Genomic DNA, 20,630 nt, shown 5'->3' with positions numbered 1-20,630 from the left:
CTTTCCCTTTTTTGCGTTGTTTGCTTAAGAAAGGAGGTAGGAGAATAATGAAGCAACCATCACAGTTGGAATTCGGATCAATTGTTGGTGAGCGTTACCGTATTGTGCGCACATTGGGTTCGGGAGGAATGAGCCGCGTGTTCATGGCAGAGGATTTAAAACTGCCAGGCAAGCAATGGGCAGTGAAGGAGTCGGTTGCCGAGCCACAAGTGATGAAGCTTGTACGCACGGAGGCAGAGATGCTGATTTCACTAAGCCATCCACGTTTACCAAGAATTGTTGATTTTTTTGAGCATCCCCCATCTGGTGCGGTATACCTGGTTATGGATTACATCGAAGGAATTACGCTGGAAGCATATATGAAGGGTTACCAAGGCTATATTCCACAGGAGCAAATCGTCCCATTCGCTTTGCAGGTACTGGATGTGTTGGATTATTTGCATACCCGTCAACCACCAGTCATTTACCGGGATCTGAAACCAACGAATATTATGCTGACACCGGAAATGGAATTTATACTGATTGATTTTGGAATAGCGAGGAGCTACAAGGCTGAGCTGGATCAAGATACGGTAAAGCTGGGCACAGTGGGCTTCGCTGCCCCGGAGCAATATGGAGCAGGTCAGACGGATGCTCGTTCAGACTTATACAGTTTGGGAGCGCTGCTATTGTATCTCTGTACAGGAGGCAAATATAGCGAGTGGACTGCGGGAGTAGAAGGATATATACGCGGGGAATTGTCTCGTCATTTGATTCCAGTAATTCGAAAACTGCTGCGTGAGAATCCTAAGGAACGATTTCAATCCGCCGGGGAGGTCATTGGAGAACTGCGTCGCAGTGCTGATTTTCAACCTGCTCAACAAGGAATATCCGTTAATGATGCCTCAATGGATTATGCAGGTACAAGGGTAGTGGCTGTACTGGGTGTCTCTGCCGGCTCCGGTGCTACGCATACAGCAATTATGGTGAGCCACTATCTGGCTCGAAGATCCCGCTCCGTAGCTTTGGTTGAGCTGCACAGCACAGCCAAAGCATTTGCCCGACTTCAAGAAGTCGTAGAAGGCACATCCGTTGGACAAATGAGTTCAAGTCGGCGTTTTGAAGTCGATGGAGTACATTACTGGCGACAAACATCGCGTGCGGATGTCATTTCTTTGTTGGGTGGTTCTTACAGATTTATCGTACTGGACCTGGGGAGTGGGCAGGATAATGAACGTCTGGAAGAATTCTTGAGAGCCGATTATCCGCTCGTCGTTGGCTCAGGGGCCGAATGGAGGGTTCAGGATATAGCAGGGCTAACCCGATCTCTTCAGCGCCACCCACAGCACAAATGGAATTACTGCTTGCCATTGGCAACTTCGGAGGCGGTTCGCAGGCTTCGTAAGGAGCTGGATCACGATAAAGTATTTGCTCTACCGTTCCACTCAGACCCCTTCGAACGGGATGATGAGATGGATCAGGTGCTGGACGAGCTGTTTCGCGGAGTTATTCCAGACACCCGGAGAAGACGCTTCGCATTCCTTAAGCGACGGCGCTAAATAGAAAGTATATATCAAAAAGAGGCAGGGGAGAAGTTGTGTGTCCAAGCTAAGAAAAAGCAGTAAACAAAAACTGTATGCCGGTTGCATTGGCGCTGGGATTGTTGGCATTATCTTTGCCGGCTACCTTATGGTTAATATCCATCAAATGAATGAGGTTAGGAAACAGGCTGAGGTAGAGGCAGAACTGAAATGGAAAGTGTATGAACAAGAGCAACGAACCGCGAAAAAAGGCTGGGCGGTTGTCCGTGATATTTCTCCAGGTGAACAGATTGCATCTAATGATTTGAAGGGAATTAAAGTTCCCGGTTCTCAGGCTCCATCAAATTTGCTGGCAAATAAAAGTGAAGTTTCCGGAACCACAGCCAAGATTGAGCTTAAAAAAGGATCTGTGCTTACATCGTCTATGATTACTGCTGATGAACCCACACCTAAAGATTTACGCAACCGTGAGCTAAAGGTGGTGGTACTACCCAACAGTCTAAAGTCGGGGGACGAAGTAGATATCCGCATACAATTTCCAACAGGTCAGGATTACATTCTATTATCCAAAAAGAAGATTTCCCGACTGGAAGGTCCAATTGTCTGGGTCACTTTGAATGAGCAGGAAATATTATCGCTTTCGAGCGCGATTGTTGATGCCTATCTGCATAAAGCATCCATTTATGCTCTGACGTATGTCGATCCCCAATTTCAGCCTAAGGCAATCCCGACCTATCCACCTAACGCGCAGGTGTTAGCGTTAATGAATAGTGATCCGAATTTGATACACATTGCTGAACAAAAGCTGTCTAAGCAGCTGCGGGATTCCCTTGAAAATGCAATTAGTTCATCAAACAGTGTAATTTCAACACCCGTGGAAAGAAGTCTGAGTGAGGAAATTGCAGCTCAACATGCGGGTGCTACTATAGAAAACCCAACAAGCGGGATTGATGTTACAAGAAATGAATATGAGAATGAGCAGGATCATCAAGAACAAACAAAGATTCTGACGCAGGGTGGAAGCTCTATGCCAAATAAATGAGAGAAAAGGAACGGAAGTATGAAAACATGGATATTTGCCGGGCTTTGTGACAAAAGCGATACCTTGTTATACATCAGCAGCATATTAGCAGCTTCCGGCCAACGGGTACTGCTTGTAGATGCTACGCTGCGGGGACGGTATCGGTATAGCATAGGGATGCTTGACAAACCACTTCCCATTACGCAGTTTAGTGGTTTTGATGTAGCAATTGGATTTACAGCATGGGAAGACCTGCATATAGGTATGACGGCTGATCAGAAGGCAGAGCAGGTTTATGACATTGTTATTTTAGATGTAGAGTTACTTGATTTTTGTCCAATTTCTGTTTGGAAAAGGGCAGAACTGCGAGTTTGGGTCAGTGATTATAGCCGCATGCTAATGCATAACGGACAGAATTGGCTTCAGCATTTATTCAGTCAACCTGAATTCCCCAAAGATCTTGTATTTCACAAGCTATTTTTACAGGCCGTGGATTGTGGTCTGGAGGAGCCGTATCTGTGGGAATACATGAATCATTTCCCGGCATCTTGGCAGCAAGAGCCATATATACTGCCATGGGATGAGGGGTTGCTTGCTCTGAAACTGGAAAATGAGCATAAAAAACAGCTAATACTAAAACCGCTATCCAGAATGTATAAGAAAGAACTATGCCGTTGTATTGGGGAATGGATGAGTTGGGAATTAAAGGTGATTCGTCGTGCGCTAAAGCGTGCGGAAAGGAGTAGAGCATGAGTACCATTTTGTTTTGGAGCCCCATTAAGGGGGCTAGTGGAAGTAGCTCTTTGGCGGCAGCAATAGCAATTACCATAGGCAATCTATATAGAGGAAGACTATTATTGACTCATTTGGGTCGTAGACATACTGGTATTGAATCAGGATTACCTATACAAGAGTATGGTATGGATGATCCAACCCTACAGCTTCAGGAAGGGGGCTGGGATGCTGCCGCACGTTTAGTTCTGCGAGGGACACTGTCTAAAGAAAATATTCGTAATTATACGACACCTGTACTCGAACATACTTTGGATGTACTTGAGGGAACCTCCAGCTTTGGAGCTGCACCGCCGTTACTGTCTCCAGGGCTTGTACGGGCAGTAATAGATACAGCGAACAAATATTATGATTTAACGCTAATTGATGCAGGAAGTGGAGCAGGATGGGGGGCTGTACAGCATGAAGCATGTGCACGAGCCAAACTGGCTGTTCTTTCACTCACTCAGAATATGCGAGAGTTAGACGCTTATTTTGAATCCGTGTCTCCGTTATCTACCTACTCATCGTTACCCTTATTAATAGTACTTGGAAAATATGATGTGCATTCTCAAGTGAATGAAGCGAATATTCGCAGGAGATATGGCTACAAAGGTGCTCTGTATACAGTCCCTTATAACACCGGATTTATGGACGCATGGAACCGCAGGGATGTGATCGGCCATGTGCAGCGTGAGGTACGAAGTGGAAAAGGGCAGCCTCGCAAGCTTTTTATGACTGTAGGATGGGCGCAGAGTATACGTCATATCAGCAAAGCTATTCTGGAGGCGGCAGAGTCCGATCTTCGGCTCAAGGCTTTGGAGAGGGGCGCTTAAATGCTGTCCGCTCAAATGATCAACGGATTGATTCTTACCTGTATAGTATTGATGTGCATCGTACTGATTATTGTTAAATATCGAGGGAATTTTCACTCGCGACATTCAACCCTTCGAGTAGAAAAAAAGAATGAAGATGCCACATTCGAAACATTAATAGAGTATATCAAAAATGCACTTCATGAACTAAGTCATAGCCAGATGGCGGATGCCGGATTGCATGAAGAGGAATATAGACGGCGTATCCATCAAAGGGCGGAACTACGCAGGGCATTAAAGGACTGTGCCAATGGTAGCAGTGGAGATAAACGTTTTGTTAAAAATCTGATGGCTGAGCTTCTGATTCACGGTTACGGCTTGAACGAGAAAATCGTCGATACTGTTATGCCATTCTCCAGACCTGAGTTGTTTAGCATACAGGATCAATTCGAAATTATATTTTACCAATACCAGCAGAAGTTTGGCGCTGATGCACTATCACGTTTACTGGATACTTATGACTTGGCCGAAATGAGATATTCACAGCAAGGTGAAGAAGATGGAAGTTATCTCGTTACCGCAGAGGACATTCGTTATATCTATGATTGTGAGTACCGGCCCCTTTCCTTTTTGGAGAAGGTGGATATTATTGTCCAGCGGATTTATCAGCATTATAAAGGCTTTTCCGTCATTGATGATATTCGTGACCAGCGGATCGACGGTGTAAGTGGGGGCGTCAGTGGTATGCCGGAAGGTGGGATTCCTGCATCATCAGACTGGCCTTCCGATGGGTATGTATTTGAACAAACAACTATGCCTACTGCCAATAGTTATGAGAGCGTATGGATTTTTTATAAAGGTAAAACGATCCATCTTTCGTTCCTTTCCTTCGGATCTGAGCGTGAACTTAAAAGGGTGTGCCAAAATATTTACAAATACAATTACCCGGGACAGCTTTCCGAAGCAAATGGTTATAAGGTCAATGAAATGAAGGATGGGTCACGGGTAGTGGTGGTACGACCTCCTTTCTCAGAATCGTGGGCTTTCTTTGTCCGTAAATTTGATATTCAAAGCGCATCGCTGGAACAGTTAATTAAGGGACAAAATGCTGATTTTCCAATCCAGCTACTTTCTTATTTAATGAAAGGCAGCCGGATTACTGCTATCACAGGCGCGCAGGGCTCAGGTAAGACGACGTTGTTAATGGCGATGGTCAAGCACATTTATGCTTCGTATACGCTTCGCGTTCAGGAAATGGCTTTTGAACTGCATCTACGCAGCATCTACAGTCGCCGTAACATTCTTAGCTTTCGAGAAACGGATCATATTTCAGGACAACAAGGGCTTGACTTACAGAAAAAAACAGATGGAACCGTCAATATTCTAGGCGAAGTAGCAAGTGATGAAGTAGCTGCTTGGATGATTCAAATGTCGCAGGTTGCCAGTCTGTTCACCATTTTTACTCATCATGCCAAAACATTTCGTGATCTCGTGTTTTCACTTCGTAATTCATTGCTCAAAACAGGAGTATTTCAGCATGAAGGCATTGCTGAGGAACAGGTAGTTCATGTCATTAACTTTGATGTGCATCTCAAACGTGATGCGGAAGGGCGACGCTACATCGAACGGATCACAGAATGTGTGCCGCGTGACCCGGATCATACGGATGCAGGCTCCAATGCTTCAACGAGCTACAGTTATCGCCACGTTATGGAATATCAGAACGGAAGCTATATACCGATGGAGCCCTTAACAGCCAAAAATGTACAAGAAATGTGTGAGCAGATGAATGTAAATGATGCCAGAGATTTCCGCAGTTTTTTGACCCGCTATTGGGAGGAAGACTATGAGTCTTAAAGAAATTTTATTATGGATTTTACTTATATCAGGTGGGGGCTTTACGCTTCTATATATAGCTTTATGGGGGTTGCGTAAGCGCAGTAGTCATGCAGTTCGCACAGGACGAATTTATTCTGTGAAGGAAGGTCGCAAGGGAAAAGCGGTACTGCAACGTGAGCTACAAGCCTTACTGCATAAGTTGTACACGCTGTGTATGAAGGTCCCTTTCTTGTCCGGATACATCACGAGTATACGTAAGCGACTAGCTGGTCAGCATGCCTACGATGAGTACAAGCTTCGCCTACAGACGATGAAGATGACACTGTTCATCTGGGGAGCTTTTGCTTGCAGTGGTGTTGTGCTGGTCATGATGAAGCCAGGAATAGAGTTTGCTATATTAGCCGTTTTATGCGGAGTGGTAATCAACAGTCTTATTTTGGATATGGCCATTAGCCGGATGGAAAAAAGGCTACTTGCACAGATGATCGAATTATTCGCCAATGTGCGTCACTATTACCATCAGCACGGTATGGTGGAGGAAGCTATATCCGAAGCGGCCGATTTGGCGGAGGCAGAGGCCGGAAGACACGCACGACTCATCCATGAGGCGCTAACAGATGTTGATCCGCACGAAGCATTGGAAAGATACTATGAATCGGCTCCTAATCGATTTTTAAAAGCTTTTGCCGGTATCTCGTATATGGTAATGGAGTTTGGTGATCGGGTTGAGGAGGGTGGCTCCATTTACTTGAAGGGGCTCGGCAGTCTCGCACGCGAAATCCAGTTGGAGTTGCTGCGAAGAAATAAACTGGACTATCTGTTAAAAAGTCTAAACGTGATCGCACTAGCACCTGTTTTCTTTACCATCCCAATCGAGACATGGGCGAGATCCAGCTTTCCCTCCATGGATGAGTTTTATCAGGGAAAATTGGGTTATATCACAAAATTATCCGTTTATATTGTGATAATCGTATCTTATTTCCTATTACAGAAGCTACAACAGACCGACGAGACAGGATATCGTGCGGGTAGAGGACGGAGGGTTTGGGAGCAGAAGCTATACCGTTTTCCTATCATTCGTAATGTGGTGGATTCTTTAATTCCGCGTCAGAATATGTCTTCTTATTTTCAAATAACCCGCCTATTAAAGGAAAGTGGTGCGGAGATTAGGCTGGAGTGGCTCTACATACGCAGAATGGCTCTTTGTATCATAGGATTGGTGCTCAGTATCAGTACGATATTTTTTTTACATGAAGCTGAGAGAACGCATATCCTTCACGCACCAGTGCAATCGGGTCAAATGTTTGGACGTTTAAGTCCGGTGGAGCAAAAAGAAGCTTTGAAGCAGAGTGAGATTGATCGCAAAATCATGCATTCGCTGAACATGAGGTCGAACAGCACATACGAACATACGTACGCTGTTTTAGAGCATAATGCTAATGGAACTGCTACTCCTGAACAGTTATCCACAAATACTTGGCGTATCCTCCAAAAGCTAAAAGATTGGAATGATGAATACATCAAGTGGTGGGAAGTGCTGATTAGTTTGATTGTTGGGTACGCAGCCTATCAAATGCCTATGCTTTTATTATATTTGCAACGAAAAATGCGTCGGTTGGATATGAGGCATGAGGTGTATCAATTTCAAACAGTTATTTCCATTTTACGGGTTATGGAACGAATGTCTGTCGAGGAAATATTGGAGTGGCTGAACAGATTTTCAGTTGTATTCAAAAGACCTCTGCAAAAATGTTTGCTTCATTATGAACATGGGCCAGAGGCAGCTCTCGACTTGCTAAAAGAAGAAGCGCCTTTGCCGGAATTTCAACGTCTCGTGGATAAGCTTCATTTGTCTTTAGGTAAAATTACGATTCGAGAGGCCTTTGATGATTTGGAATCCCATATGTCCTACTATTTCGAACAAAGAAAACAGGAGTATGAAAAAATAATAGACAGTAAGGCTATCTGGGGAAGGATGATTGGTTTTGCCCCGATGTATGGTCTTATCTTTTTATATTTGGTGATTCCGTTGATCGGCATGAGCTTTGTTCAAATGGATAACTATTATGAACAAATACAAAAAATTCAGTAAGAAAGTTAACCTATGACTAATACAAAATAACAAGCTAGGGGAGAAAAATAATGAATAACGCATCAACAGCTTTAAAGGTAGCCGCTGGGATATTTTTGACCATCGCTCTAATTACGATTGTAGTTATACTATTTATTTCAGCCCAGGAGGCGACTAAAACGGCACAAAATAATTTTGCTGATATTCAGACCGAATTGTCTCAAGCCTCTTTTACGGTATATGACGGCACAACGATTAGCGGTTCCCAGGTGACCAATGCGCTGCGGAAGTTTCAGGGGAAGGACCAATTCGGCATTCAGATTAAAACCGGCAAAAATATGGCAGGCCAGTGGTACGGTAATGCTCTGAACATTAGCCCAGACAGTGAACAGTATGGCGCCGTGAATGGTGGCAGTGATAAGACAGGTAAAATCACGAATACACTTAATGAGAAAGAGAATGAATACGTAAATCCGAGTGGTAAATTTAAAGCTGAAATCGTCAAAGACAAATCGAACGTGGTACGTGGGTTGTTGTTTACCCAGTCCTAAGCACTACAGCAGAGATAATAATCATAAAGGGGATGAGAGTATGTCTGATCACGCTTCAAGTATGCTGCGGCTTGGTGTGTCAGTTATTCTGTTCATAACCGCATGTGTAACGGCAGCAGACTTGTCCAGCCAGCTGGATGGTGCACTGGAATTAAGATCACAGCAAGAGGAGCATTCTGAAGGGCGAATAGCCCGTACTGCTGGGGTGGGGTTGCCGGAGCGGATTAAAGGAACTCAGGTCATACAGGCAATTCGCATGAACTTACAGGAGGGGATTTCGATTCAAGTCGACGGGACAGAGTATGATGTATTTTCTGAACCGTTTGAGCCTGATGTATCGACCCTGGATGCTTCCTCATTATATTCCATGTACCCCCAGCGTAATGGGAATGGGGACATAACATCTGTACGTTTTGAGAAATTGGGGGAAGACTGAAGTGGTTCAAACAATATCGAAGCTGTTGGGGGCGCTGCTCGCTGTATTGCTTTTGTACATCGTACCCGCAGCTCAAGCTGCTGAACGGCAGGATGATATATCCGGGTTAAATACATATCATGCAACTGTACGTTTTGTTGATATGGTAAGAACCAAGGGTTACATTACACCGACGATGTATAACGATTTTATGCGTGATCTGGAATTGACAGGCAATACGTACGAAGTTGACTTGGAGCATATGCACAAAAAGTATGTACCGGACTATGCAGATGCCGCGAAGCCAGACAGTTTTCTGGGCAATTATGAAGCTGTATATGATGGGTACTATAATTCGCAAATTTTTCCTGTACTGTTTCCTGACAATCAGCAGCCAAAATCAGATCAGACGCGTCGATATACCTTGATGGCCGGGGATTATTTTACGGTCCGGGTACATATTACGAATCGGACTCCTGCGGACTTGTACAAATCATGGCTTCTTGGTGGGGCAGATAGCGGCAAGCCAGCAGTTACAGCTTCTTACGGGGGCATGGTTCTGAATGAGGATTACTGATTTTGCGGTCATATTTATACTTTTGTTTTTGCCCTTTGGTGTAGTTAGTGACTTACGGGTGCAGAATCAGCGTGAAGTGCAGCAGCTAGAAATGAAATATACGTCGGCTCTCCGTACCGCAGTTCAGGATGCAGGGGTTGTGCTCTCACAGAATGAACGTCAGGAACGCGAGGCCGGATACGGATCGGATAAGTTTTTTCGGGTAGATAAAGAAGCAGCGCTGATCACGTTCCTGCACACCCTTTTTCTTAATGTAGGCATTGATGGGGATATAGTAGCACAACGTGCATTATTGGATTACATACCGGCTATTGTAATTCTGGATTATGACGGTTATTATGCGTTCACCTCAGAAGCCTATACAGACGAGCATGGACAAGCTGCTATTGGCCACAAATGGAGCGAAAAAAAGCCATATGCCTATGTTGATTTAGTAGGCAACAGTGTGGGGTTCACCTTGGATAATTATGTGCACGCATACGATGCTCGGAATCACAGGTGGATAGAGGGCTTTCAAAAGGAACTTCAGGATCAGACCGCTATATCTTTGCTGAATAATTCAGAAACTTTTGAGCAAATACGTCGTTCCACCATTGTTCGCAGCGTTCAAGAGGACTTGGCGCGAATTATTAATGTCCATAACGAAAAAGCAGCGCGTAACGGCATAACTTATTCGTTCACGCTACCGATCATTCCGCAAGAGGAGTGGTACAACACGGTAGATGATGTGGGGCTGATCGCGTTTATCCAAGGCATTCCGGTTGGAGACAGGTATTACAATAACTATGGATTTGGTGGTGGGAGAGTCGTTAGAAAGCAAGACATTATCGGTGGCATAGAACCAGATACTGGAATAAAGTATTTTTATAGAGATTCATGTCCAGCTCCCTTTAAAGCGAGTGAACGTTTCACGGATGAAAAATCTGCAGCAGCTGCGGGTTACTTTGAGTACAAATGTTATAATGGCTTAAAATAATCACCCTCATGGGTGGTTTTTCTTTTTTTAGGCAGATCCATACCAAAAAACCTTAAAATTCACTGTTTTCAATATTCCGATATGGTTGCAGAATGTGCTACAATAAAGCTTTGAGAGAAACGAAATGCATATGAAATAAGAACAGTCGGCAATGCCGATGACAATAAGGAGCCAAAAACAGCTTATGAGTTTATTGACTGTAGAAAATGTATCCCACAACTTTGGGGACCGCGCATTATTTAAAAATGTTTCCTTTCGATTGCTTGCGGGGGAACGTGTAGGTTTGGTAGGAGCTAACGGTGTTGGTAAATCGACACTCATGAACATTCTCACTGGAAAATTGCTTAAGGATGAGGGTAAAGTGGAATGGACTCCACGTGTGCGTTACGGCTATCTGGATCAGCATACCAAGCTGACACCGGGCAAAACGGTACGTGATGTATTGAAGGATGCTTTTCTTCCTTTGTTGGAATTGGAAAAGGAAATGATGCAGATTACTGACAAAATGGGGGATGCTTCTCCTGATGAGTTGGAAGTGTTGCTGGAACAGATGGGTGAAATTCAGGAGCAACTGGATATGGGGGATTTTTACCTCATTGATGTGAAGGTTGAAGAAATGGCGAATGGACTAGGTCTGTCGGCCATAGGACTGGATCGGGATGTATCCGCACTTAGTGGCGGGCAACGGACAAAGGTTCTTCTTGCTAAGTTGCTGTTGGAAAAGCCGAATGTCCTGCTGTTGGATGAGCCTACCAACTATTTGGATGTAGAGCATATTGAATGGCTTACGCGCTATTTGAAGGACTATCCCTATGCCTTTATTCTTATTTCACATGATACTGAATTTATGAACCAGGTCGTTAATGTTATTTACCATCTTGAATTTGCCAAGATGACCCGTTATTCAGCTAATTATGAAAAGTTTCTCGAAATGGCGGATCTGAACAAAGCCCAGCATATTGATGCTTATGAGAAGCAACAGGATTTTATTAAGAAACAGGAAGATTTTATTCAGCGTAATAAAGCGCGTGCCTCTACGTCAGGCCGAGCAAAGAGCCGTGAAAAGCAGCTTGATCGGATCGAACGTATTGATAAGCCTGAAGAAGCCGCAAAACCAACCTTTCAATTCAAAGAGGCACGTGCAAGCGGAAAGACGGTATTTGAGGGTATTGATTTTGAGATTGGTTATACACATGCCCTTTTGCCTAAAATGTCCATGACGATTGAACGTGGCGAAAAGATTGCAATTGTCGGCTACAATGGTGTCGGTAAATCGACATTGCTCAAAACCATATTGGGAAAAATTCCGCCAATCAGTGGAAAAACTTATCAAGGTGATTTTTTGCAGCCCGCTTATTTTGAGCAGGAAGTAAAGGCCGAGAAAATTACACCGATTGACGATGTGTGGAATGAATTTCCGCATTTGAACCAGCATGAAGTACGAGCGCATTTGGCGCGTTGCGGTTTGAAAAATGAGCATATCACGCGTCCGCTATCTGCGCTCAGTGGTGGAGAACAGGCTAAAGTCCGTCTTTGCAAACTGTTAATGCGTGAAAGCAACTGGGTACTGTTCGATGAGCCTACCAACCACTTGGATGTTAAAGCAAAGGATGAGCTGAAACGTGCCTTGAAGGAATACAAAGGGACCGTATTGCTTGTATCTCACGAACCGGACTTTTACGAGGATTGGGTAACCAAAACGTGGAATGTGGAAGAGTGGTCAAGTAAAGTTAACTAAAATCAGCTAAATCCAGTTCCAGCAAATTTCACACGAAGTGGGGTTTGCAGAATTAGAAAAATATGCTAAGCTATCTTTAGCTTATACAATAAAATAGTCACACTAGGGGAGCCGCCCATGCGGCTGAGACGGAATAAATGGATTTCGGACCCTTTGCACCTGATCTGGGTTATGCCAGCGTAGGGAAGTGAGCGCCGTACAAACAAGGCAACACCATCTTTATTTTTGTTTGTGCGTGGGACGATACACGTATACGGATTCATGGTCCGTTCGATTATTGGACGTTCGTTAAACCACTTCCTTGGGGAAGTGGTTTTTTTGCGTTTCGTTCATTTTAAGTAGTTCGAGCTTCCGTAGACGATTCACATATAATCCCCTTTCATTCCTGCTGGTAGACGTGGCTGGCTAAGCTTAGATCCTTTAGTCCAATGTGAGGTGAAGACAAAATCGAATTACACGCAATTTCGATGGAAAAGGGCACTTTTGCACAAGCCGCCCAAGTGGCTGCTGTGATTTGTCCGTATGTTCATTATGTACACGCACGTTTAAAACAGAATGGTGCCTCTGCATTGCTTTCTTTGACTCGCAGCCTGGTGGAGCAGGAAGTTCCTTTGCAACAAATTGTAGTAAATGATCGTGTGGATGTAGCTTTACTTACTTTGGTCGGAGCCGTTCAATTACCAGCTAATGGATTACCTGTTGTGGATGTGAAAAGCCTACTTCCAAAGGGTACACGCTGTGGAGTGTCTGTACATTCCTTGGAGGAGATGCAAATTGCTGAGCGGGCAGGAGCGGACTATGTACTTTATGGTCACGTATATGAGACCCATTGTAAGCCCGGTATTGTACCGCGGGGTTTAGCTCAGCTTGAACATATTTGCAGGTTGTCGAACATTCCGGTGATTGCGCTAGGCGGCATACAACCGCATCATATCCCGGAGCTTTATAGGGCCGGAGCAAGCGGAATTGCGGTGATGTCTGGTATATGGGAGGCTGAGTCGCCCGTTGCAGCTGCAATGGAGTATAGGCGAATGGCAGACCTTGTAGTTCACAGCCTGTAGCGAGAAAACGAGAGTAGAGGCAAGCTGAAAGCAGAAGGGTTTATGGAGAGGAGATACGGAACAAATGCTAAAGATACACACAGAGGAAAGAGCGATTGGACACGCTGAATGCTTGGTCATAGGTGGAGGTGTCATCGGCAGTTCCATTGCTTATCATGTGGCCAAGGAGGGAAGAAGTACGATTATGCTGGAACGATTGATCCCGGGTGAGGGAGCCTCAGGAGCAGCGGTTGGAATGCTGGCAGCGGAAAGTGAAGAGTTCACCGACTCTGAGCTATCACGATTTGCTCGCATAAGTCGAGATGCATTCCCTGAGCTTGTCTGTGATCTAGAGCGTTTGTCAGGTATTTCGGTGGAATTCCGTACTGAAGGGTTTGTGACCCCTTTCCGTACGGAGACTGAAGGCCAAAAACGCTGGAAAGCTGCTAAAACGCGAAAGGGTGATTGTCCTATCTGGTGGGATGCGAAAGAATTGGCCCGACGAATTCCAGGTTTGGATGAACAAGCGATCGGGGCAATATATCGTTCAAAGGAGACACAAGTGGCTCCTGTCCAGCTTTGCCGTGCTTATGCAGGTGCTGCTGCGGTGCTGGGAGCAACGGTATGGTCTGGTACACAGGCAGAGCAACTGGTCATACAGGATGATCGAATTTGCGGTGTCCGCACAGATAGTGGTTTTTTTTCCTGCGATCAGGTCATTATTGCCGGAGGCTTGGATAGCATGAAATTGCTAGCGCAGGTTGGGTTTGAATATCCACTTTATCCGGTCAAGGGCGAAGCGGTAGCGGTCTCCTTGAAGGATCACCCGTTAGAATATACCATTTATGCTGATGATATTTACCTCGTGCCTAAACAGAATAACGAGCTTTGGATTGGGGCAACGAGCCTTCCACATCAATATGACGAAGAGGTGACCGTAGGAGGCTTGGAGGGGTTGTTGGCACGTGCCTCTGCCTGGCTGCCGCGCGTCCGTGAAGCTTCTTTTATACGCGCTTGGGCGGGCTTACGTCCGCAGGCTGTATCAGGTCATCCTTTTATAGGCATTGTTCCTGGGGTCGAGGGCGTATATGCTGCAGTCGGGCATTATCGCAACGGTGTCCTGCTGAGTGATGCTACCGGGCGTGCGATGGCAGCTATGCTTAATGGGGCTTGTGCAGCAGAACTTGGGATAAGTAGTTTTTCTTCTGAGCTCCTCAAGGAGAAAAGCTTATGAAGCTGACGATTAACGGCCAGAGCCTGACCTTTTCTAATCGAATCACTCATGTGAATCAATTGCTACATGAGCTTGATGTAAAGGTGAAAACCGTAGTGGTGGAGCTGAATCGGCATATATTGACCCGTGAAGATCATGATGAAGCGGTACTGAAAGATGGAGATTGCCTAGAGATTGTACATTTTGTGGGAGGCGGTTGATTATGTTAACCATTGGAAAAGCATCTTTTACCTCGAGGTTATTGTTGGGAACAGGAAAATTCTCTGATCTGGATATCCAATCCCAAGCCGTAGAGGCTGCTGAGACGGAAATATTGACGTTTGCTGTACGGAGATTGAACTTGGAGGAACGGGATAAGCAGCATTTTCTCGATATGCTGGATTTGAGCCGGTATACACTTCTTCCCAACACAGCAGGGGCTACAACAGCAGAGGAGGCGATTCGTATTGCCCAATTGGCAAAAGCCTCCGGCCTGTGCGATATGATTAAGGTGGAGGTCATTGGGGATAGCAAGACACTGCTGCCGGACCCATTTGAAACGTTGAAAGCTAGCGAAAAGCTGTTAGAAGAAGGCTTTATCGTGCTGCCCTACATATCGGACGATGTGATTCTAGCAAAGAGGCTACAAGAGCTTGGAGTACATGCCGTTATGCCTGGAGCTTCACCGATTGGTACAGGACATGGTTTGCTTAATCCGTTTTCATTAGGTCTAATTATTGAACAGGCGGAGGTTCCGGTTATTGTCGATGCGGGTATTCGCTCACCCGGTGACGTGGCAATGGCGATGCAGTTAGGGGCAGATGCTGTTTTGTTGAATACAGCCGTATCAGGAGCGAAGGACCCGGTAAAAATGGCCGAGGCCATGAAACTGGCTGTTCGTGCTGGAAGATATGGTTTTGAGGCGGGGATGATTCCTGTAAAACGTTACGCTTCAGCAAGCAGTCCGATAGAAGGTATGGTTCAGGCATGAAGGTAACTGACAAATCCGGTGCAGGAGGAACACATTCAAGTGACCGTTATTCCAGACAGGAAAGATTCGCGCCCTTTGGACCGACAGGACAACGTCGGCTTGCTTCTTCCCACGTACTAATCATAGGTGCCGGAGCGTTAGGTACAGGTATTGCGGAAACGCTCGTTCGCGGGGGTGTAGGTACAGTGAGCCTCGTAGACCGGGATTATGTGGAATGGAGCAATTTGCAGCGCCAGCAGCTTTTTCAGGAAAGTGATGCTGCGCAAAGATATCCCAAAGTAGTAGCTGCTCAGCGAAGATTAAAGGATATTAATTCGGAAACGGTTATACATGCACATGTACTGGATGTTGGGGTGGAAGAGCTGGAAGAGTTGATCCAAGGGGTAGATCTCTTGATGGATGCAACCGATAATTTCGATACCCGACTTCTTATGAACGACATGGCACTCAAGCATCGGATACCTTGGATTTATGGGGGATGTGTAGGCAGCTATGGTGTAACCTACACCATTTTACCGGGTCAAACGCCTTGTCTTCACTGTCTGCTGGGAACTGTACCGTTTGGTGGGGAAACCTGTGATACCGCCGGGATTATTCCGCAGGCTGTACAGATGGTCACGGCTAACCAAACTACGGAAGCCTTCAAACTTCTTGGCGGATATCCGGAAGATTTGAGAGGAAAGTTACTTTCGTTTGATTTGTGGAAAAATGAGTATGTAGCGATAGCGGTAGATAGCGTTAAAAAGGAGAACTGTCCTTCTTGCGGCAGCCAACCGACGTATCCCTATTTGTCGGCCTCTCATCGGCAGAAAACAGATGTTTTGTGCGGTAGGGATACCGTTCAAATTAGACCAGCAAACCCGATCCATCTGAATCTTGCAGAAACGGCAGATAGATTTGCTTCTTTGGGAGAAGGAAAAGTAGAGCGAAATCCGTTTTTGGTTTCCTTTAGTACAAGCGAGCATCGCTTGGTTGTTTTTGCAGATGGCAGAGCGCTGATCCATGGGACAAAGGACGTGGCAAAAGCAAGAAGTCTGTATCATCGCTATTTGGGTTAAACGATAAAAGCAGAAAGCCATTCTTTGGAGAATGATTTTCTGCTTTTTTGTTACAATAATATTAATATGCTTTAATGGCTTATAACACAAACTTGTTCGTATCCAATATGTAATGCTATGTCCAAACCAGGTGGGTGAAAAGGTGAGCCCGTTAATTTTGCTTGTGGATGTAAATGAAGCGTCTCCCGTAATTGTTCGTCCATTGGAGCAGGAAGGTTATCAGGTGGTTCATGTTAGCAATACGACGGATGCAAGCTCTTATGTAGCCCATAATCCTGTGGATTTGCTGCTGCTCAATATAAAAGATGAACAGACAGTTTCGCAAGGTTTACTTCGCATATTGCAGCAATACCATCCTCATGTCCCGCTATTAGCAATGACTTCATCGGATGAGGAGGACCATATTGTTTCCTGTTTTGAACAAGGAGCACATGATGTGATCGTTCTGCCCTTTTATCCTAGAGTTTTTCAGGCTAGAGTGGCTAATTTATTGCGGATTTTTGGTATTGAACGTGATGTGAAAAGGGCAATCGAGGCGGGTGATTTACATATAGACAATGCAAGCAGATTGGTGAGCAGAGGGGGACAAAAGCTGGAATTAACTCCGAAGGAATTTGATCTTTTACTTCATCTGGCGATACATCTTAACCAAGTTTGTAGCAGGCAGCAAATTCTGAAGGATGTTTGGAAACATGATTATATCGTTGATACGAACGTTGTAGATGTCTATATCAGACATTTGAGGGTTAAAGTAGATAAGGGATATAAGTTTAAAATGATCCGTACGGAACGAGGTATTGGTTATTCACTCAGAACACCAACCGTATCAGAATAGTATTAGGTATAAAAAAAGCCGGAACTTTTCGTCCCGGCTCGCATATTTCAAAATGAGTTTCATACTACAGCACGCGGCGTGCTTTAATGTATGTTCTTTTCCAGTTGCCAGAGTTCAAATCGGAGATGGTCACGCCAGGTCCGCCGTAAGTGTGTAAAATTTTACCCCCGCCCATATAGACTGCTACGTGGGTAATGTTGCGTCCTGTAGCACGACTACCGCTTGAAAAGAAAACTAAGTCGCCTTTTTTCAAATTGGACTTGGATACGGCATGTCCAACTTTAGACTGTTGAACAGAAGTACGCGGCAAATTTACTCCGTATTTCTTGAATATGTGCTTCATGAAAGAAGAACAGTCAAAATTACGTGTAGTGCTTGTGGAAGCTCCAAACTTATAAGGAGTTCCCATATATTTTTCACCGTAGTTAATTACTTTTTGGCCTACCGAAGTCGTAGTGGCGGCTTGTGCCGTATTTGTTCCCTCAATTGCAAAAGTGCCAAAGCCGATCGTGGCTGCGACCCCTGCTATAATTACCTTTTTTATGATTTTCTGCATATTCATGTTGTAAGTACCTCCAAAAATTGATTTGTGCAATATTTTGCTGAGTTGCTAACTAACTGACAGCGTTGAGTATAACAGTTTTGAAGCCGCCTAATAGTTGGAAAAGAACGCTCAAATGCTTGAGGGACAAGACTTACACAGCGATTATTAAAAAACGATTAAAAATTACAATTTGTAAAAAATATATCGATTCATTGATCTCTATAAACGGAAAAACCCTTGTTCATCAAGGGTTTTGAGTGAAAAACAATTTATATAATGGTTACAATAATGTCATAATTAATCCTTGCTTTGAATAACGAGTAGCAGACCGCTTTTGATGGAAATCGTACCTTTTGAAGCCGTTAGCTTATTACTGACAGCACGTGATTGTCCCATTTTGAGGGTGGCATTATGTAACGGATACATAAATCCTTCTAGTTGTATGCCAGTTACTTCGGCGGTCATAGGAAGCAGGGAGGTATATGTATAGCCCATAGGTTGGATTTCAAGCGTTGATCCGGTGAGCTCAATATAATTATGTGCGTCCATAATAGCGCAGCTAATATGATGCTGCATTGCACGTACCAATATTTGAACATTAGCCAATGTGTGGTCCATCCGGGTGCCAGTCACACCAAGCATCAGTACTTGATCTGCCTGTTCGTCCATAGCGATTTCTAAAGCAAGCTCAGTATCTGTTAAGTCTTTAAGTACTGGATCGCACGCAATCATACGTTGGCTTGCTGATTCTACCTTTTCTTTTTCCTCTGGTGTGATTGAATCAAAATCTCCTACAGAGATATGTGGTGTAATACCGTGCTCGATCAGGAAAAGAGCACCTTTATCTGCACCTATAATAAAATCATCGGGCTGTATTTGATGTAAATCTTCTTCATTAAGACGACCACCTGAAAATACAATCGCTCGTTTTTTTGTCATAATCAACATCCTTTCTTTCTGATACGATCCTATATATACCATCGTTTTTAAGTATACCGCGTTAAATATGGCTTGCACAATTTTGGAGGACATGGCTACAATGAAACAGAAAAAAGGAAGTGTAACGTGTAATAGGAAGGAGAACGAAATGATTAACGTTTTGTTTGTGTGTTTGGGCAATATTTGCCGCTCTCCGATGGGGGAGGCAATACTGAGACATAAAGCGCAGGAACGGGGATTGGGTGCAGAAATCGGGGTGGACTCGGCCGGGACAGGCGACTGGCACATCGGAAATCCTCCGCATGAGGGAACACTAAAGCAACTTAAACTGCATGGAATCAGCGAACAAGGCATACAGGCGCGGCAAATAACGGGCCGTGATTTTGACGCGTTTGATTATATTGTGTGCATGGATGACTCTAATGAACGAAACATTCGAAAGATTGCAGGTGGAGCGGAGGCAGATATTCTAAAATTTATGGATTTGCTCCCTCAAGAAAAATTAAGAGAAGTACCCGACCCATATTTTACAGGGAATTTTGAAGAGACCTATCGATTAATGGACGCAGGTTGCGACGCCTTGCTGGACAAGATCGTAGAAGAAAAGCTATAATGTGAACGACAGATGACGGCAATCATTGCCGTTTTTCGTTATACATTTTTGAAAGCGCAACCAAATCATGAAAAAGAAGAAGGAGCTTTATGACCTAGTAGGTCAAATGCTCCATTCCCTTTTAGTTACCTGGGAGAATTTACTCAGGCGCGATCCAAAAAATACATTAGCGCGTCAGGCAACTCGTTTTGCCAAAAGCCCCACAAATGTTTGCCATCCTTTTCACGGTAAGAAACTTCAACGTTCCGTTCGCGCAGCAAATCTGCGCATTGACGGTTAAGCTCTACAAAGTTGTAAATGCCAGTATCACTCTCAAATGCATCTTCCTGAAGGCCAACCGTCATCCACACCCGCAAATGAGACAGATCTTTCTCACGGGCGATGATTTCCTGCGAAGCTTCATAGTAAGCACCTGAGAGGCTGATAATGCGGTTGAACAACTGAGGATACATCAAAGCCAAATGCAGAGACACACTGCCTCCCAGTGAATCCCCCGCCAAAATACGGGACGCTGCATCTTTTCTTATAGGATACTTTTGCTCTACATAGGGAATAATCTCTTCTGCAAAACAGGCGGTATACGCCTCAAAACGATTGCCAAAGGGAGCATACTCCTGCGTTCGAATTTTTGTATTCACTTCCACACCTACAATAATGAAGGGTTCGACGCCCTCATCTAGAATGAGGCGGTTGGCATGAGTTGCAATGCGGCCAAAATTGAAAAATTCTTCTCCGTCCTGACAGTACACGACCGGGTAGCTCAATATTTCATTATAGCCGGGCGGCAAATAAATCCGGAGAGTTCTGGTCTCGCCAAGAAAGCGGCTGTCTACTTCGTCTTTAAGGATGGTTCGTTTTAAATACCGAGAATCCGTCATTTTTCGTCACCTTTCTTGGGTATTATTTTGCATTCGGGATCACAATAAGTTAAGATTACCCTGATTGCAATAGATGTTTAAAATTTCAATCATGTACTAAGCTGTTACAGTAAAAAATATACCCTGTTACACACACAAAAATGTGACAAACTCAAAAAAAATAACTAAATCTTTGACGCGAGCGGTATAACAGGTGTATAATAATCCTATAACAGCGGAACTTGA

The 20,630-nt window shown here is 44.5% G+C and carries 21 protein-coding genes and 1 riboswitch; of the genes, 18 read left to right on the top strand and 3 right to left on the bottom strand.

The features are described 5' to 3' along the window. Nucleotides 1-44: 44 nt before the first annotated feature. From MKY98_RS14050 to MKY98_RS13970, 17 genes are all read left to right on the top strand, one after another. Nucleotides 45-1,538: a serine/threonine-protein kinase gene (locus MKY98_RS14050; RefSeq protein ID WP_029517424.1), complete on the top strand. Its 1,494-nt coding sequence runs from the start codon at nucleotides 45-47 to the stop codon at nucleotides 1,536-1,538. 40 nt (nucleotides 1,539-1,578) lie between these two features. Further along, nucleotides 1,579-2,562: an SAF domain-containing protein gene (locus MKY98_RS14045; RefSeq protein ID WP_069011701.1), complete on the top strand. Its 984-nt coding sequence runs from the start codon at nucleotides 1,579-1,581 to the stop codon at nucleotides 2,560-2,562. An 18-nt stretch (nucleotides 2,563-2,580) separates the two neighbouring features. After that, nucleotides 2,581-3,294, top strand: a complete 714-nt coding sequence (locus tag MKY98_RS14040) for a hypothetical protein (RefSeq protein WP_039271283.1) — start codon at nucleotides 2,581-2,583, stop codon at nucleotides 3,292-3,294. After that, nucleotides 3,291-4,148: a hypothetical protein gene (locus tag MKY98_RS14035; RefSeq protein ID WP_069011704.1), complete on the top strand. Its 858-nt coding sequence runs from the start codon at nucleotides 3,291-3,293 to the stop codon at nucleotides 4,146-4,148. Before MKY98_RS14040 ends, MKY98_RS14035 begins: the two co-directional genes overlap by 4 nt. After that, nucleotides 4,149-5,984, top strand: coding sequence for an ATPase, T2SS/T4P/T4SS family (locus MKY98_RS14030; protein WP_069011706.1), 1,836 nt, complete (start codon nucleotides 4,149-4,151; stop codon nucleotides 5,982-5,984). After that, nucleotides 5,974-8,058, top strand: coding sequence for a hypothetical protein (locus MKY98_RS14025; RefSeq protein ID WP_069011708.1), 2,085 nt, complete (start codon nucleotides 5,974-5,976; stop codon nucleotides 8,056-8,058). The genes MKY98_RS14030 and MKY98_RS14025 overlap by 11 nt, the downstream gene beginning before the upstream one ends. Before the next feature lie 50 nt (nucleotides 8,059-8,108). Then, entirely contained in the window at nucleotides 8,109-8,588 is a 480-nt protein-coding gene (locus tag MKY98_RS14020; protein WP_023988985.1) for a hypothetical protein, read from the top strand. Between the two features lie 40 nt (nucleotides 8,589-8,628). After that, a complete protein-coding gene (locus tag MKY98_RS14015) occupies nucleotides 8,629-9,024 on the top strand; it encodes a hypothetical protein (protein ID WP_029517431.1) in 396 nt (131 codons plus the stop codon). A 1-nt stretch (nucleotide 9,025) separates the two neighbouring features. Beyond that, entirely contained in the window at nucleotides 9,026-9,580 is a 555-nt protein-coding gene (locus MKY98_RS14010) for a hypothetical protein (RefSeq protein ID WP_069011709.1), read from the top strand. Then, complete coding sequence (locus MKY98_RS14005; protein ID WP_069011710.1) at nucleotides 9,567-10,556, top strand: hypothetical protein; 990 nt, start codon at nucleotides 9,567-9,569, stop codon at nucleotides 10,554-10,556. Before MKY98_RS14010 ends, MKY98_RS14005 begins: the two co-directional genes overlap by 14 nt. A gap of 184 nt (nucleotides 10,557-10,740) precedes the next feature. After that, complete coding sequence (locus MKY98_RS14000; protein WP_029517433.1) at nucleotides 10,741-12,294, top strand: ABC-F family ATP-binding cassette domain-containing protein; 1,554 nt, start codon at nucleotides 10,741-10,743, stop codon at nucleotides 12,292-12,294. Nucleotides 12,295-12,388: 94 nt separating this feature from the next. Beyond that, a riboswitch (TPP riboswitch) is annotated at nucleotides 12,389-12,497 on the top strand. Nucleotides 12,498-12,761: 264 nt separating this feature from the next. Then, nucleotides 12,762-13,355 carry a thiamine phosphate synthase gene (locus MKY98_RS13995; RefSeq protein ID WP_029517434.1) on the top strand — a complete coding sequence of 198 codons (594 nt, stop codon included), beginning with the start codon at nucleotides 12,762-12,764 and terminating at the stop codon, nucleotides 13,353-13,355. Between the two features lie 64 nt (nucleotides 13,356-13,419). After that, entirely contained in the window at nucleotides 13,420-14,568 is a 1,149-nt protein-coding gene (gene thiO / locus MKY98_RS13990; RefSeq protein WP_069011711.1) for a glycine oxidase ThiO, read from the top strand. After that, nucleotides 14,565-14,768: a sulfur carrier protein ThiS gene (thiS, locus tag MKY98_RS13985; RefSeq protein ID WP_029517436.1), complete on the top strand. Its 204-nt coding sequence runs from the start codon at nucleotides 14,565-14,567 to the stop codon at nucleotides 14,766-14,768. The genes thiO and thiS overlap by 4 nt, the downstream gene beginning before the upstream one ends. A 2-nt stretch (nucleotides 14,769-14,770) precedes the next feature. Further along, a complete protein-coding gene (locus MKY98_RS13980) occupies nucleotides 14,771-15,538 on the top strand; it encodes a thiazole synthase (RefSeq protein ID WP_069011714.1) in 768 nt (255 codons plus the stop codon). Next, nucleotides 15,535-16,596, top strand: coding sequence for a ThiF family adenylyltransferase (locus MKY98_RS13975; RefSeq protein ID WP_029517438.1), 1,062 nt, complete (start codon nucleotides 15,535-15,537; stop codon nucleotides 16,594-16,596). Before MKY98_RS13980 ends, MKY98_RS13975 begins: the two co-directional genes overlap by 4 nt. Nucleotides 16,597-16,738: 142 nt before the next feature. Continuing rightward, nucleotides 16,739-17,431 (top strand): response regulator transcription factor, encoded by a 693-nt coding sequence (locus tag MKY98_RS13970; protein ID WP_069011716.1) that lies wholly within the window; start codon nucleotides 16,739-16,741, stop codon nucleotides 17,429-17,431. 64 nt (nucleotides 17,432-17,495) lie between these two features. On the opposite strand, the gene MKY98_RS13965 is transcribed toward MKY98_RS13970, so the two are convergent. Together MKY98_RS13965 and MKY98_RS13960 are read right to left on the bottom strand one after the other, a co-directional pair. Further along, nucleotides 17,496-17,993 carry a C40 family peptidase gene (locus tag MKY98_RS13965; RefSeq protein ID WP_069011717.1) on the bottom strand — a complete coding sequence of 166 codons (498 nt, stop codon included), beginning with the start codon at nucleotides 17,991-17,993 and terminating at the stop codon, nucleotides 17,496-17,498. A gap of 279 nt (nucleotides 17,994-18,272) precedes the next feature. After that, nucleotides 18,273-18,914, bottom strand: coding sequence for a thiamine diphosphokinase (locus tag MKY98_RS13960; protein ID WP_029517441.1), 642 nt, complete (start codon nucleotides 18,912-18,914; stop codon nucleotides 18,273-18,275). A gap of 148 nt (nucleotides 18,915-19,062) precedes the next feature. Between MKY98_RS13960 and MKY98_RS13955 the strand changes: the two genes are divergently transcribed. Continuing rightward, the gene (locus MKY98_RS13955; protein WP_069011912.1) at nucleotides 19,063-19,527 is read left to right on the top strand and encodes a low molecular weight protein-tyrosine-phosphatase; all 465 of its coding nucleotides are present in this window, start codon (nucleotides 19,063-19,065) and stop codon (nucleotides 19,525-19,527) included. A gap of 143 nt (nucleotides 19,528-19,670) precedes the next feature. On the opposite strand, the gene MKY98_RS13950 is transcribed toward MKY98_RS13955, so the two are convergent. Next, nucleotides 19,671-20,405, bottom strand: coding sequence for an alpha/beta hydrolase (locus MKY98_RS13950; RefSeq protein WP_069011718.1), 735 nt, complete (start codon nucleotides 20,403-20,405; stop codon nucleotides 19,671-19,673). Nucleotides 20,406-20,630 lie beyond the last annotated feature (225 nt).

This window comes from Paenibacillus sp. FSL M8-0228, from assembly GCF_038007385.1.
In the GTDB taxonomy this organism is placed as follows: Bacteria; Bacillota; Bacilli; order Paenibacillales; family Paenibacillaceae; genus Paenibacillus; species Paenibacillus polymyxa_D.
This window is presented reverse-complemented; position numbering and strand designations above follow the sequence as displayed.